At 62.2% G+C, this 15,402-nt stretch carries 11 protein-coding genes; 7 read left to right on the top strand and 4 right to left on the bottom strand.

The annotated features are described in order from the left end of the window. The first annotated feature begins 7 nt into the window (after window positions 1-7). The 7 genes from LLY24_RS12470 to LLY24_RS12440 all read left to right on the top strand — a co-directional run bounded on the left by LLY24_RS12470 (window position 8) and on the right by LLY24_RS12440 (window position 8,821). Window positions 8-1,615, top strand: coding sequence for a carboxyl transferase domain-containing protein (locus LLY24_RS12470; protein WP_259036624.1), 1,608 nt, complete (start codon window positions 8-10; stop codon window positions 1,613-1,615). Window positions 1,616-1,643: 28 nt separating this feature from the next. Beyond that, window positions 1,644-2,486 carry an enoyl-CoA hydratase-related protein gene (locus LLY24_RS12465; protein ID WP_259036623.1) on the top strand — a complete coding sequence of 281 codons (843 nt, stop codon included), beginning with the start codon at window positions 1,644-1,646 and terminating at the stop codon, window positions 2,484-2,486. Beyond that, window positions 2,483-4,561 carry an acetyl/propionyl/methylcrotonyl-CoA carboxylase subunit alpha gene (locus LLY24_RS12460; protein ID WP_259036622.1) on the top strand — a complete coding sequence of 693 codons (2,079 nt, stop codon included), beginning with the start codon at window positions 2,483-2,485 and terminating at the stop codon, window positions 4,559-4,561. Before LLY24_RS12465 ends, LLY24_RS12460 begins: the two co-directional genes overlap by 4 nt. Further along, a complete protein-coding gene (locus LLY24_RS12455) occupies window positions 4,562-5,482 on the top strand; it encodes a hydroxymethylglutaryl-CoA lyase (protein ID WP_259036621.1) in 921 nt (306 codons plus the stop codon). Between the two features lie 126 nt (window positions 5,483-5,608). Next, the gene (locus LLY24_RS12450) at window positions 5,609-7,357 is read left to right on the top strand and encodes an AMP-binding protein (RefSeq protein ID WP_259036620.1); all 1,749 of its coding nucleotides are present in this window, start codon (window positions 5,609-5,611) and stop codon (window positions 7,355-7,357) included. Between the two features lie 4 nt (window positions 7,358-7,361). Then, window positions 7,362-8,210, top strand: coding sequence for a class I SAM-dependent methyltransferase (locus LLY24_RS12445; RefSeq protein WP_259036619.1), 849 nt, complete (start codon window positions 7,362-7,364; stop codon window positions 8,208-8,210). Between the two features lie 44 nt (window positions 8,211-8,254). Further along, window positions 8,255-8,821 (top strand): porin family protein, encoded by a 567-nt coding sequence (locus LLY24_RS12440; RefSeq protein ID WP_259036618.1) that lies wholly within the window; start codon window positions 8,255-8,257, stop codon window positions 8,819-8,821. Window positions 8,822-8,855: 34 nt separating this feature from the next. Here the strand turns inward: LLY24_RS12440 and LLY24_RS12435 are convergent, their stop codons facing one another. From LLY24_RS12435 to ppc, 4 genes are all read right to left on the bottom strand, one after another. Continuing rightward, window positions 8,856-10,742, bottom strand: coding sequence for a monovalent cation:proton antiporter-2 (CPA2) family protein (locus tag LLY24_RS12435; RefSeq protein WP_259036617.1), 1,887 nt, complete (start codon window positions 10,740-10,742; stop codon window positions 8,856-8,858). A 99-nt stretch (window positions 10,743-10,841) separates the two neighbouring features. Next, the gene (rluF, locus tag LLY24_RS12430) at window positions 10,842-11,909 is read right to left on the bottom strand and encodes a 23S rRNA pseudouridine(2604) synthase RluF (RefSeq protein ID WP_259036616.1); all 1,068 of its coding nucleotides are present in this window, start codon (window positions 11,907-11,909) and stop codon (window positions 10,842-10,844) included. A 120-nt stretch (window positions 11,910-12,029) separates the two neighbouring features. Then, the gene (locus tag LLY24_RS12425; protein ID WP_259036615.1) at window positions 12,030-12,575 is read right to left on the bottom strand and encodes a DUF924 family protein; all 546 of its coding nucleotides are present in this window, start codon (window positions 12,573-12,575) and stop codon (window positions 12,030-12,032) included. 73 nt (window positions 12,576-12,648) lie between these two features. Continuing rightward, window positions 12,649-15,297, bottom strand: a complete 2,649-nt coding sequence (gene ppc, locus LLY24_RS12420) for a phosphoenolpyruvate carboxylase (RefSeq protein ID WP_259036614.1) — start codon at window positions 15,295-15,297, stop codon at window positions 12,649-12,651. Window positions 15,298-15,402 lie beyond the last annotated feature (105 nt).

Raw genomic sequence — 15,402 nt, 5'->3', positions numbered from 1 at the left:
AACGCCTATGAGCCAGCTAACGAGCCAGATCAATCCGCGCAGCGATACCTTCAAGGCCAACGACGCCGCCATGCGCGCCGAAGTCGACAAGCTCTACGCCTTGACCGCCACCATCGCCAAAGGCGGCGGCGACAAGGCGCGCCAGCGCCACGAAGCGCGCGATAAACTCTTCGTGCGCGACCGCATCGACCACCTTGTGGACGAAGGCGCGCCCTTTCTCGAACTCTCGGCGCTGGCCGCCCATGGCGTCTATGACAGCGACGTGCCTGCGGCGGGCATCGTCACCGGCATCGGCCAGGTATCGGGGGTGGAGTGCGTCATCGTCGCCAACGACGCCACGGTCAAGGGCGGCACCTATTTCCCCCTTACGGTGAAAAAGCACCTGCGCGCCCAGGAAGTCGCCCGCAAGCATCGACTGCCTTGTATTTACTTGGTCGATTCCGGCGGCGCCTTTTTACCTCGCCAGGACGATGTCTTTCCCGATCGCGACCACTTTGGGCGCATCTTCTACAACCAAGCGACGCTGTCTGCCGAAGGCATCCCTCAGATCGCCGTGGTCATGGGTTCCTGCACCGCTGGGGGCGCTTACGTCCCCGCCATGGCGGACGAATCGATCATCGTGCGCGAACAGGGCACCATCTTTCTTGGCGGCCCGCCGCTGGTGAAAGCAGCCACGGGCGAGAGCATCAGCGCCGAAGCGCTGGGCGGCGCCGAGGTACATACCCGTATCAGCGGCGTGGCCGATCACTTCGCCGAAAACGACGCCCATGCGCTCCAGCTTGCTCGCGCCTGCGTGGCGCGGCTCAACTGGCAAAAGCGCGGCGCCCTCGCCGTTCAGGCGCCCAAGCCGCCACGGCTCGATCCCGATGAGCTCTACGGCATCGTCGGCGTCGATTTGAAAAAGCCTTTTGATGTGCGCGAAGTGATCGGACGCCTCGTCGACGACTCCGCCTTCGACGAGTTCAAACGCCACTACGGCGACACCCTGGTGACCGGCTTTGCCCATCTGCACGGTCATCCCATCGGCATCGTCGCCAACAACGGCGTGTTGTTCTCGGAAAGCGCGCTGAAAGGAGCGCACTTCATCGAGCTTTGCGCACAGCGAAAAATCCCCCTGGTGTTTCTGCAAAACATCACCGGCTTCATGGTCGGCTCCAAGTACGAGCACGAAGGGATCGCCAAGCACGGCGCCAAGCTCGTGACCGCCGTGGCCTGCGCTCGCGTACCCAAGTTCACCGTACTGATCGGCGGCAGCTTCGGGGCGGGCAACTACGGCATGTGCGGCCGCGCCTTCGACCCACACCTGCTGTTCATGTGGCCCAATGCGCGCATTTCGGTGATGGGCGGCGAGCAGGCTGCGGGCGTACTTGCGCAGGTGAAACGCGAGCAGTTCGAGCGCGAAGAAACGCCCTGGTCGGCCGCCGAGGAGGAGGCGTTCAAGCAGCCGGTACGCGCGCAGTACGAGCACCAGGGCCATCCCTACTATGCCAGTGCCCGACTGTGGGACGACGGCGTCATCGACCCCAAGCAGACGCGCGACGTGCTGGGCCTGGCACTGGCTGCCGCGCTCAACGCCGAGATCGAAGAGACGCGCTTTGGCGTGTTCCGCATGTAAGCCTGTAATAGGCATGTAAGGAGACGCCATGGCTCACTCACTTGATTCTTCCGTCACGCTCGATATCGATGCCCAGGGCGTGGCTCGCCTCACCCTTGACCGCCCCGAGCGCCACAACGCCTTCGACGATGCGCTGATCTCAACCATCAACGCGCATTTGGAAAGGCTTCACCGCTTGGCAGCTACGGGCGAGGTACGCTTGGTGCTGCTGGGCTCCACCGGCAAAAGCTTCTCGGCCGGGGCCGACCTGCGCTGGATGCAGCGCATGGTCGACTACGATCTCGCCGACAACCTCGCCGACTCCCGCGCCCTGGCGCAGATGATGCACGCCCTCGATACCCTGCCCTGCCCAACGCTCTGCCGCGTCCACGGCGCCGCCTTTGGCGGTGCCGTGGGCCTAGCCGCCTGCTGCGATATCGTCATCGCCGCTGAGAGCGCCATTTTTTGTCTTTCGGAAGTCAAGATCGGCCTTTCGCCTGCGGTCATCAGCCCCTACGTACAGCGCGCCATTGGCGCGCGGCAGATGCGCCGCTACGCGCTAAGCGGGGAAACCATGACCGCCCACACGGCAGAAACGCTTGGGCTCGTGCATCGCTGCACTGCGCGTGAAGCGCTCGACAGCGCCGTCGACGATGCCATCGCCACTCTGCTTGCCGCCTCACCCCAGGCCCAACGCGCCACCAAGGCGCTGCTCGCCGAGGTAAGCCAGCCAAGCGATGCCGACGCACTGCGCGAGCGCACCTGCGAGGTGATCGCCACGCTTCGCGTCAGCCCCGAAGGGCAAGAGGGGTTGGCAAGTTTCCTGGAAAAACGCCGCCCGCGCTGGGCGTCGTCATCTTCTACGCAGGCCACGCAGGAGTCTCGTTCATGACGCTTGAGCGCACGCCCTTCGACACGCTGCTGATCGCCAATCGCGGTGAAATCGCCTGTCGCGTCATTCGCACGGCTAGGCGTTTGGGCCTTAAGACGGTCGCCGTCTACTCCGATGCCGATGCCCAGGCGCTGCACGTGCGCCAAGCCGATCAGGCCGTGCGTTTGGGTCCGGCACCCGCGCGGGAAAGCTACCTCGCCATCGAGCGCATCATCGAGGCGGCCAAGCGAACCGGGGCCGAGGCGATTCACCCAGGCTACGGCTTTCTTTCCGAAAACCGCCATTTCGTTACTGCGCTTGAGCAGGCGGGCATCTGCTTCGTTGGCCCGCCCGCCAGCGCCATCGCCGCCATGGGCGATAAGTCTGCGGCCAAGGGGCGCATGGCCGATGCCGGGGTACCGCTGGTGCCGGGCTACCACGGCGATGACCAGTCGCCTGCGCGGCTGGCCGAAGAGGCCGAGAAAATCGGCTACCCGGTGATGCTCAAGGCCAGCGCCGGGGGCGGTGGCAAAGGGATGCGCGTGGTCGAAAACGCCGCTGCCTTCCAGGCCGCACTGGAGAGCTGTCGCCGCGAATCTCAGGCCGCCTTCGGCGATGACCGTATGCTCATCGAAAAGTATCTGGTCCAGCCGCGCCACGTCGAAGTCCAGGTCTTCTGCGACCGCTACGGCAACGCCGTTTACTTCTTCGAGCGCGACTGCAGCGTTCAGCGTCGCCATCAAAAGGTCATCGAAGAAGCCCCCGCCCCTGGCATGACGCCGGCGCTGCGCCACGCCATGGGCGACGCCGCCGTGCGCGCGGCACTCGCCATCGGCTACGTGGGCGCGGGCACGGTAGAATTTCTTCTCGATGCCTCCGGCGAGCGCGATGACGCCTTCTATTTCATGGAGATGAACACGCGCCTACAGGTCGAGCACCCGGTCACCGAAATGATCACCGGACAGGATCTGGTCGAGTGGCAACTCAGGGTCGCCATGGGCGAAGCGCTGCCGTGCACCCAGGACGAGCTCGCCATTCAGGGCCACAGCTTCGAAGCGCGCCTCTACGCTGAAGACCCGGCCCAGGATTTTCTACCCGCCACCGGCACCTTAGAGCGCTTTCATCTCGACCTCGACGGCAGTGGACTTACGCTCGATCAGGTGCGGCTGGATAGCGGCGTCGAACAAGGCGACCGCGTTTCGATGCACTACGATCCCATGCTCGCCAAACTGATCGTCCATGGCGTCGATCGAAGCGCGGCCCTGGCCACGCTCAACCGTGCACTTGCCGCCCTCGACGTGGCGGGTGTGGTCACCAACCGGGGCTTTTTGCAAAAGCTTGCCAGCCACCCGGCGTTCAAGCGCGCCGAGCTCGATACCCGCTTTATCGAACGCTACGAAACCACCCTGTTCGCTCCGCCAGCACCCAGCGACGAAGACATCGCCGAGGGCGCACTCTTCGCTCTGCATCTGCTGGAACAAAACCCAGGCAGTTCACCTTGGGCACGCCGCGACGGCTTTCGCCTCAACGCTCCTGCGTGCGTACGCATTGCCCTCGCGCTGCCAGACGCCACCGATACCGGCGTAAATGCTGACTCAAGCCCTGGCTCAGGTGCTTGCATGCACACCGTGACGGCAACGCGCACGCACCCTACCGCCTCGTGGCAGTTGGCCCTCGGCGAGCGCCGCTTCGAAGGCGAATTGAACGCCCTGACCGGCAACGCCGTGGCGCTGACCCTCGATGGCGTGCGCCGCAGGCGCCACGTCAGCCGCGAAGGCGACATCCTGACCTTGACCGCAGAAACGGGTGAGACGCGTCTTCACTGGCAGCGCCTCGATAGCCAACATCACACCTCCCAGGAGGCAGAGTCGAGTCTCACCGCCCCCATGCACGGCACGGTAGTCGCACTACTGGTCGCCCCGGGCGAGCAGGTGGAAAAAGGCATGCCGTTGATGGTGATGGAGGCGATGAAGATGGAGCACACCCTAAACGCTCCTGGCGATGGCAGCGTAGAGCAGTTTCGCTACGCAGCGGGCGATACCGTCGGCCAGGGAGACGTGCTGCTCGATTTCGTGCTCACTGAGACGGAGGCGTAAATGCCCTTACCGACCGAGGTACGCCTGTTCGAGATGGCCCCGCGCGACGGCCTGCAAAACGAGCCGGGTCCCATCGTGCCCACCGCCATCAAGATCGAGCTGATCGAGCGCTTGGCACGCTGCGGTATCCGTCACATCGAGGCGGCGAGCTTCGTTTCACCCAAGTGGGTGCCACAGATGGGCGATGCCGATGCGGTGATGCGCGGCATCACGCGCGCACCCGGGGTGGTCTACTCGGCGCTCACCCCCAACCTGCGAGGGCTGGAAGGCGCACTTGCCACAGGCGTCGAGGAGGTCGCCGTTTTCGCAGCGGCTTCCGAGCGCTTCTCGCAAAAGAACATCAACTGCTCGATCGCCGAGTCGCTTACGCGTTTCGAGCCGGTGCTCGAACGTGCCCAGGCGTCGGGCATTCGGGTACGCGGTTACGTCTCCTGCGTGCTCGGCTGCCCCTATGAGGGCGAGATTGCGCCTCATCAGGTGGCAAGCGTCGCCAAGGCGCTGTCTCAAATGGGCTGCTACGAGGTCTCGCTTGGCGATACCGTGGGCGTGGGAACGCCGCTGGCGGCCAAGCACATGCTCGAAGCGGTCAGCAGGGCGGTGCCCATGAAGCATCTCGCTGCCCATTTTCACGACACCTATGGTCAAGCCATTGCCAATCTCTACGCCGTGCTGGAGGAGGGCTTGAGCGTTATCGATGCTGCAGTCGGCGGGCTCGGTGGCTGCCCCTATGCTAAGGGAGCAGCGGGCAACGTCGCCACCGAAGACGTGCTTTATCTGCTAGAGGGGCTCGGTATTCATACCGGGATCGATCTCGACGAGGTGGTCGATACCGCCTTTTGGATCACCCAGGCGCTCGGGCGCACGCCGAACTCGAAGGTGGCCAAGGCCAAGGGGGCTGGCAAATTAAACGCAACGCAGTGACATCTAAACCAACATACGTTTAGCGCCCGAATATTATTCAGACGTTAGCGCGTTACACCGCTATATCGCATCAGGCCACGCAACGAAGCCAACAACAAGATTACTCAACCGCGCTGGAGATACCTCATGACCCTACAAGCCCCGCCACCTCGCGACCCTGCCGCCCACCCCGACGCACCCCCCAATACGCCCGCCTTACCAAGCTATGCCAGCGGCATTGCCGACAAGCCGCTGCTGGGGATGACCATCGGTGAGAAGTTCGACCAGATCGCCGCCGAGCACGCCGATAACGACGCCCTTATCGTGGTGCACCAAAACGTTCATTGGAGCTACCGCCAGCTCAAGGAGGAGGTCGACCGCTGCGCCCGAGCGCTGCTGGCGCTCGACGTCAAACCCGGCGACCGGGTCGGCATCTGGGCGCCCAACGGCAGTGAATGGACCCTGGTACAAATTGCCACCGCCAAGATCGGCGCCATTCTGGTCAACATCAACCCCGCCTACCGCACGCACGAGCTGGAGTACGCTCTGAACCAGTCCGGCGCGCGCTTTCTGGTCACGGCGGCGGCATTCAAAAGCTCCGACTACCACGCCATGCTGCGGGAACTCGCCCCTGAGCTTGCCCACTGCCCCAAGGGCGCGCTGGCGTCTGCGCAGCTGCCGTCGCTCGAGTGTGTGATCACGCTAAGCCGCGAGGAGCAGCCGGGAATGTGGCGCTGGGAGGAGATGCTGGGCGAAGCCAGGCGCGTCAGCCAAACCGACGTCGATGATCTGCAAGCCACGCTGCAGTTCGACGACCCCATCAATATCCAGTACACCTCCGGCACCACGGGCTACCCCAAAGGCGCTACGCTGTCGCACCATAACATTCTCAACAACGGCTACTTCGTTGCCGACAGCATGGGCTTCACCCACCGGGATCGTCTGGTGATCCCGGTGCCGCTCTATCACTGTTTCGGCATGGTGATGGGCAATCTCGGCTGCCTTACCCACGGCGCCACCATGATCTATCCAAGCGAGGGATTCGAGCCCGGCGCGGTGCTCGATGCGGTCCACAAGTTTGGCGCAACAGCGCTCTACGGCGTACCGACCATGTTCATCGCCGAGCTCGAACACCCCGACTTCGCCACTTACGACCTTTCGAGCCTGCGCACCGGCATCATGGCGGGATCGATTTGCCCAAGCGAAGTGATGCGCCAAGTGATCGGCAAAATGAACATGAAGGGCGTACAGATCGCTTACGGAATGACCGAGACCAGCCCGGTATCGACCCAGACCGGCGCGCAGGACCCGATCGACAAGCGCGTTGCTACCGTCGGACGTACGCAGCCGCACCTCGAAAGCAAGGTGATCGACCCCGGCAGCGGTCGCTTGCTGCCGCGCGGCGAGATCGGCGAGCTGTGCACCCGAGGATATAGCGTCATGCTTGGCTACTGGCGTAACGACAAGGCCACGGCTGAGGCGATCGATGCCAACGGCTGGATGCACACCGGTGATCTCGCGGTGATGGATGAGGCTGGCTACGTACAGATCGTCGGGAGAATAAAGGACATGGTGATTCGCGGTGGCGAAAACGTCTATCCCAAGGAGATCGAGGAGTTCCTCTACACCCACCCGGCGATAGTCGACGTTCAAGTGACCGGCGTTCCCGATAAGAAGTACGGCGAGGAGCTAATCGCCTGGGTGAAGCTCAGCGCTCGCGCCGAAGAGGTCGATGCCGAAGCGCTGCGTGAGTTTTGTCGGGGCAAGATCACCCATTTCAAGATTCCGCGCTACTTCAAATTCGTCGATGAATTTCCCATGACCGTCACCGGCAAGATTCAGAAGTTCAAGATGCGCGAGATCTCCATCGAGGAGTTGGGCCTTACGCGGGAGTGATGCCATGGCAAGCGCGTCTTATCATCGCTATTTTGGCCTGGCCGACGTCGAGCCGCTGTGCCAGCGTATCGCCAAGCGCCACCCAGGCGGCGCTAGCCTGTTCGACTTGGCGCCGCTGGATCAGCTGCATATTGGCGGCCTTGGGGCCTCGCAGCGGCTGATTGCCCGGCTGGACCCGACAACGCACCCACGGCTTCTCGATATCGGTAGCGGCCTGGGCGGGCTTGCGCGGGTGGCAAGCCTTGCCGGGTTCGCCGTCGTCGCGCTCGATATCACGGCGTCATTTTCGTGCTTGAGCGCTCGGCTCAATGCCCTCATGGTAGCGCCCAGCGCGGCCTTTACGCCGCCACAGGCCGTCACGGGTAGCGCCCTCGCCCTGCCCTTTGCCGCGAATACCTTCGACGCCGCTGTCTTTCAGCACAGCCTGCTCAACGTGCCCGATGGCCAGGTGGCGCTCACGGAGTGTCGCCGCGTGCTACACCCAGGCGGACGCCTGGTGCTTCACGAAGTCGTCGAAGGACCACACCCCGAAACACTGCGCTTCCCCGTTCCCTGGTCGTTGGATGGCCAAGGCTCGCACCTTCTCACCCAAGAAACGCTCGAGAAGCTGCTAACGACAAGCGGCTTTACCCTCCAACGAAGCTCGGACCTCACGCCTGAGGCGCTCGCCTGGCGGCGTCATCAGGTGCAAAAAGAAGCTCAGGCAGCGCAAGGGACCGGCGTTGTGAACAAGGTGGAAAAACTCTCTCCCGCGCTGGTATTCGGTCCCTGCTTCGCCGATATGGGCGCCAACTTGGTGGCGAATTTGCAAAATGGTGCGATCAAAGTGGTGGAAATGGAATTAGGTTGCTAATCTGGATGAATTGCCCCGCCCCGATAGGTGTAAGAGGAACGCCTATGAAACGCACCCTATCCGCCCTGCTGTGCAGCGGCTTGCTACTCTCTGGGCTTAGCGCCTACGCCAGCGACGATATCGTCGTGGCGTACGCGGCTCCGCAGAGTGAGCTGATGCGCCTGGATAACGGCGTGGTGCTGGAGGGGAGCGATCTATCCAGCCACGACACCTTCACCAGCGGTTTTCGTGTTACCGCCGGTTTTTCGCCTTGGAACCTACCGCAGCTGGATATCGGCGCTGAGCTTGCCTATCGCGAGAGCGAAGACGTTCCTGTCGGCGCGAGCCGCAATCCGCTCTTGATGGATACGCTAAGCCTAGGCGGCGCGCTGGTGGCCGGGGTACGCCTGGGCGCAGTGAACCTCTATGCCAAATCGGGCCTGACCGAGTGGCGCGGCGATGCCACTAGCCAAGCCAGCGGCGTCGAGGATAGCGGCACCGCTTGGCTACAAGGCTTTGGCGCCACCTACACCTTCAAACGCCTGGTCAGCCGCTTCGAGTACGAACGCATCGACGCCCCCATGCTGAGCCATCTCAACCACGTTAGCGCATCGCTGCATCTGCCCTTCTAACGTTTTGCCTGCCTTATCTTTAGGTATTTTCCCCTCAGGCTTCGCGCTCCGGTGGCGTCCAGAGCGGCACGTCATCGCGTTCGGGCTCGTGCCACTCCTGCTGCATGACACGGCTTAGCGTTTCTTCCAGCTGCATGAACAGTTCGCCGTAATGCGGGCTAAAACGCGCGCTGCCGTCGATCTCTTTCCACGCCTCAAAGAGCTCTTTTTCGCTCGCGCGCTCGTTATCGATGAAGGCCCAGGTCATCTGACGCGCGCGCATGGGGTGAACACCCATGGCGGTCAGGGCGTGGCCGCCGAGCTCGAGCGCCGAATGGTAGGTCTCGCTAATGACATCGTCGGCACCCGCTTCGCGCAGGCGGTAACCGTGGCCGCGGTCGAAGGCGCGAGCGAGCACCCATACGCGCGGATAGTGATGCTTGACGTGAGTCACCAGCGCCACGGCCCGGTCGGGATCGTCGATGGCGACGATCAGCAGACGCGCTTCGTTGATACCTGCGGTTTCGAGCAGATCGCTTCGTGTTGCGTCACCGAAGTAGCTCTTGATACGGATCTTACGCGATAGCTCGATCTGTTCGATTTCATGATCCAGCGCCACGATGGGCACGTTGCTAGCGCGCAGCAAACGGCAAACGACCTGACCAAAACGGCCCACCCCCGCAACGATGACCGGGGCATACTCATCGATGGCGTCAGCCTCGCGCGGCGCATCAGGTGCGCTTTGATAGCGCGGCAGCACCCAACGGTCGTAGGCAATGAACAGAAGCGGGGTCAAAAACATCGTGAACGCCACGATCAGCGATAGCACTTGGGCTAGGTCGGTTGGGATGACGTGGTTGTTGACGCTGTAGGTCAGCAGCACGAAGCCAAACTCACCCGCCTGCCCCAGACTCAGAGCAAAGAGCCAGCGATTACTGCCGCGAATGCGAAATATCACCGCCAGCGCCAGCAGCACTACGCCTTTGATGAGGATGACCGCCACCCCCACCGATAGCACCGTTAGCCACTCGCTCACCAGCACGCCGAAATTGATTCCCGCGCCGACGGTAATGAAAAAGAGCCCCAGCAGTAGCCCCTTGAACGGCTCGATATTGGCTTCGAGCTCGTGTTTGAACTCACTGTTGGCCAGGACCACGCCGCCCAAAAAAGCACCTAACGCTGGAGAGAGGTTGACCAAGCCCATCAGCGCCGCGATGCCGATCACCATCATCAAGGCGGTGGCAGTGAACACCTCCCGCAGCCCTGCGCTGATGACATAGCGAAAGAGCGGCGGCATCAGATAGAAACCGCCGCCAATGACCGCGCCAATCGCCGTTACGACCACCAGCGCATGCGCCCAGCCAGGTAGAGGAGCCACGATGCTCAAGGCACCGTGCTCGGCTTCCCCACCGCCGCTGCCCATCAGTTCGGGCAGCGCCAGTAGCGGAATCAGCGCCAGCATGGGAATGACGGCGATATCCTGAAAAAGCAGCACCGAGAAAGCGTTACGTCCGCCTTCGGTTTTCGCCAGCCCCTTCTCATTGAGGGTTTGCAGCACGATCGCGGTCGAAGATAGCGCCAAAATAAGCCCAATGGCGAGCGCCGTTTGCCAGGTGATTCCCAACCACCACGCCACCCCTGCACCGGCAGCGGCCGTTAGCACCACCTGCAATCCACCCAGCCCCAGCAAGCGAAAGCGCATCGCCCAGAGACTTTTGGGCTCGAGTTCAAGGCCAACTAGAAACAGCATCATCACCACGCCGAACTCGGCGAAGTGTTGGATGGTATTGGTCTCCTGCCCGACTAACCCCAGCACCGGACCAATCAGCACCCCAGCGATCAGGTAGCCGAGCACCGAGCCAAGGCCCGCGCGCTTGGCCAGGGGCACGGCGATGACGGCGGCCAGCAAGTAGATGAAGGCCTGAAGAAAATAGAGGGTCATACACGCTCTCCACGCCCCGCCTAACCAGTAGATGACACGCTCTTATAGGGGAAGCACAAAAAGATAACGGTATAATATTTTACCGCGCAGCGGTAACGCTTAGCGCTTGGGCTTGCCCTGCCTAGAGGGCTTACCCGAGCTGCCCGATGGCCCGCGCTTGGCAGACCGAGCATTCGGCTTTGTCGTAGCCGATTTGTTCCCCGAGCGCGCCGATTTGGCGCCCGGCTTACCAGGCGCTTTAGCGTCAGGCTTACCGCTGACTTTGGGGCCAGACTTGGGGTTGGGCTTGCCTGCTTTCGCACCAGCGCGCGCCTTTTCCGCCTTGGGCGAACGCGTTGATCCTGGCTTGGCCGCGCCGCGTGCCCCGGGCTTAGCCGCCTTACCACCGCGAGCGCTTCTGGCCTTACCCTTGGGCTTGGCGCCGCCTTTGGGCGGCGTGGGAGTGGCATCGGAGTGGGCGGTTAGTTTTTCGAGCGTGGCGATCTCTTTAGGGGTCAAATCGCGCCAGTCTCCTAGCGCCAAATTTCCCAACGCAACGTTCATGATGCGCGTGCGCACCAGTTGGGTGACTTCGAAGCCGAAGTACTCGCACATGCGGCGAATCTGACGGTTCAAGCCCTGTACCAGGGTAATGCTGAAACTAAACGTGCCGGTTTTTTCGACCTGGCACTTTTTGGTCACCTGCCCAAGAATAGGCACGCCGCCCTGCATACCCTGAATGAACTCCTCGTTCACCGGCTTATTGACGGTGACCTGATACTCCTTCTCGTGCTGGTTGTTGGCACGCAGTATCTTGTTGACCAAGTCGCCGTTATTGGTGAGAAAGATCAGCCCTTGGGAGTCCTTATCGAGGCGCCCAATGGGAAAAATGCGTGCGCCATGTTTGACGAACTCGACGATGTTGTCCTTTTCGCTCGCTTCGGTGGTACACACGATGCCGACGGGTTTGTTAAGAGCGATGAGGACCAGGTCCTCCTCCTCCTGAGGTTCGATCTCCTGGCCGTTGACCTTGACGAGATCGCCGGCTACGACTTGATCACCGGTAGTGGCACGGCGCCCGTTGATCCACACATTGCCCTGTTCGACGAAGCGATCCGCTTCGCGTCGCGAGCAGAGTCCGCTCTCACTGATGTACTTGTTGATTCGCGTCGATTTACGTAAGGACATGGTACGCCGTAGAGGTAGAAAACACAGAGGTAGGGAACATAGAGATAGAAAACACAGAGCAAGAAGGTATAGAAGTAGAGAAATGTAGCGATAGAACAACAGAAGTCAAAACGCGCCCTGCTAGAACGAGGAGCCGGGCTGCTCGAGAAACGCTGCCTCTTCAGGGGTCGTCTCGCGTCCAAGCAGCGCATTACGGTGCGGATAGCGCTGAAACCGGTCGATGATGGCCTTATGGCGCTGCTCGTAGTCGAGGTTATGCTCGAGCCCCGGCTGATCGAAAAGCACCAGCGCCTGCACGTGGATCAGCGCCGACTCGCTATGCATGTAGGGCATATAGAGAAAGCCCCGCTGCGCTGGGGCAAGTTTGCTATCCACCCCTTGGGCTACGGCTTCCTGCGCCAGCGCCAAGGCCAGCGGGTCCTGAGCAAAGGCGCGGGCGTCTTGGCGAAAGAGATTACGTGAAAACTGATCGAGCACGATGATCTCGGCAAGCCTCCCCTCGGCGCTATCGCGCCACCTATACCCCTCGCAGCGAGCCAGCCGCGCATGCACCTCACCAAAGCGCTTGGCGATCAAGGCATCGAGCGCGGCGTCCTTGGCGAACCACTGCGCAGGCGTAAGCTCGTCGAACCAAAAGGTAAGTACCGCCTGAGCCTCAGTGGGCATGATCGCACTCCTATGCATTAGCGATGAATAAAAAAGCGCCGCCGGTGCGAGCCAGCGACGCCTAAGGCTAGGTTTAGCCGGTGTTGCGTAGGCCTGCGGCGATACCTGCCATGGTCACCATCAAGGCGCGGGATAGATCGGCGCTAATGGCGCCGTCGGCGTCGCGGTTACGCTGCAAGAGCTCGGCCTGAAGGCCGTGGAGAGGGTCGATGTAGGGGTTACGCACATCGATCGCCTGACGAATCAACGGCGTGTTTTCCAACAGCTTCTCCTGCTGGAGAATATCCAGCAGCACGCTCTCTAGACGGATGACCCGCTCGCGCAGCGACTTACCCAGTGCTTTGAGGGAGGGCTCATCGACCAAGCGGTGCTCATAATAGGCGGCTATCGCGGTGTCGGCCTTGGCGAGCAGCATTTCGAGCATGTCGAGGTAGGTGCCAAAGAAGGGCCAACGATCGCGCATCTCTTGCAGCAGCTCGAGACCACCCGGCTCTTGCAAACGTCGGGCGAAGGCTTCGCCACTGCCAAGCCAGGCGGGCAGCATTAGGCGAATTTGCGTCCAGGCGAAGATCCAAGGAATCGCCCGCAAGGTTTCGACGCCGCCATCCTGGCGCCGTTTGGCCGGCCGCGAGCCCAACGGCAAACGCCCAAGTGCTCCTTCGGGCGTAACGGCGCGAAAATAAGGGACGAAATCGGGGTTCTCGCGTACGATGCCGACATAGCCCGCGTGGGCAATATCCGCTAAGCGATCCATCTCCTCGCGCCAGCGCGGCTCGGGGGCCGGAGGCGGTAGCAGCGTGGCTTCGAGCACCGCACAGGCGTAGATCTCCATCGAGCGCAGAGCAATATCGGGCTGGCCGAACTTGAAGCGGATCATCTCGCCCTGCTCGGTGACTCGCAGGCTGCCGTTGACCGATCCCGGCGGCTGCGACAGAATCGCGGCGTGGGCCGGGCCACCACCACGGCCAACGGTACCCCCGCGACCGTGGAACAGCGTCAAATCGACGCCGTGGTTATCGCAGATGGTGACCAGCGCCTCTTGCGCGCGGTACTGCGCCCAGGCGGCTGCCAACTGCCCCGCGTCCTTGGCCGAATCGGAGTAGCCGATCATCACTTCCTGGCGGTCGCGAATCAGCGAGCGGTAACCCGGCAGTGAGAGCAGCCGATCGACCACGGCACCGGCGTGGTCCAAATCGGCCAGCGTCTCGAACAGCGGCGCAATGGGCAGCGACACCGCGCCGCCCACCTCTTTCATCAGCAGCGCCACGGTGAGCACGTCCGACGGCTCACCGGCCATGGAAATGATATAGGTACCCAGCGCCTCGCTGTGCTCCTGAGCGATGACCCTGAAGGTATCGATCACCTCGCGCGACTCCGCCGAGCACTCCCAGCGCCGTGGAATCAGCGGGCGTCGCGAGGTAAGCTCGTCGAGCAAGAACGCCTGACGCTGCTCTTCGTCCCACTCGCGGTAGTTGCCTAGGCCCAAGGCATCGGTCAACTCCTCCATCACCTGAGCATGGCGACCGGCTTCCTGGCGCAGATCGAGCTTGGTCAGCGTCACACCAAAGACCGCCACCCGACGCAGGGTATCGAGCAGCGCGCCGTTGGCGATGGTGTCGAGACCCACATCGCACAGCGAGCGATAGCAAGCGAGCAGCGGCGCATAGAGCTGATCACGGGTTTCGATGATGGCCTCGTCGTCGACGTTACGCCCGTCGAGGCGTGCCTTGGCCCAGTCGCGTGTGGCCTCCACTTTGGTCAATAGACGCTTGAGTAGCTCGCGGTAGGGTTCGGCGGCCTCACCCACTTCGGCGCGCAGCGCGCTATTGGCCTTCCACATCGAAAGCTCGGTCTTGAGCTGTTCGAGATCACGCAGATAAAGATCGGCAGCCATCCAGCGCCCGAGCAGCAGTACTTCGCGCGTCACCTTGGCTGTGACGTTGGGGTTACCGTCGCGGTCTCCGCCCATCCAGGAGGCGTAGCGAATCGGTGCGGCATCGAGGGGTAAACGCTCGCCTGCGGTCTCGAGCAGCAGATTATCGAGATCGCGATGGAAGTCCGGCACGGCCTGCCACAGCGAGTTTTCGATCACCGCAAATCCCCACTTGGCCTCGTCCACCGGGGTCGGGCGCTCGTGGCGAATCTCGTCGGTGTGCCAGGCCTGGCTGATCAGCTCCTCCAACCGCCCTTGGGCGCGAGCGCCGCGCTCGGGGTAATCCTCCGAGCTTTCGATGGCGGTCAGGCACTCGTCGATGGCATCGTACTTCTGGATCAGGGTACGCCGGATGACCTCCGTGGGATGGGCAGTAAGCACCAGCTCGACGCGCATATTGGCCAACGTTTCGACTAGTTTGCGCGGCGAGCTACCGGCCTGCTGGGCGCGTGCGAGCAGCTCACCAAGCGCCGGCTGCATGCCGGGCTTGTAATCCTCTACCCGACGAAAGCGGGCGCGATAGTGCTGCTCGGCGATATTGGCGAGGTTGAGAAACTGGTTGAAGGCACGGGTGACCGGCAATAAATCGCTTTCGGGTAGCTGGCGCAGGTATTCGATCAGCTCGCGCTGGTGCAGCGTTTCGCCCTGACGGCCGTGCTTGGCGTGCGCCCGGATGGTTTCGATCTTGTCGACGAAGCCCTGGCCCAGGTCATCGGCGATGGTGCGCCCAAGACTGTCCCCTAAAATGCGAACGTTCTCGCGAAGCGATTCGTGTAGGTCATGGCTCATACCGGGTCTCCTGTCTGACCGCCAAAAGGGGCGTTGGGTATTTGTTTACAGTGTCTCTATAAGTTATTGCTTTTTCTACTCTTAGCTTGATGAATGTAAACGAAA

The organism is Halomonas dongshanensis, assembly GCF_024790395.1.
In the GTDB taxonomy this organism is placed as follows: Bacteria; Pseudomonadota; Gammaproteobacteria; order Pseudomonadales; family Halomonadaceae; genus Vreelandella; species Vreelandella dongshanensis.
This window is presented reverse-complemented; position numbering and strand designations above follow the sequence as displayed.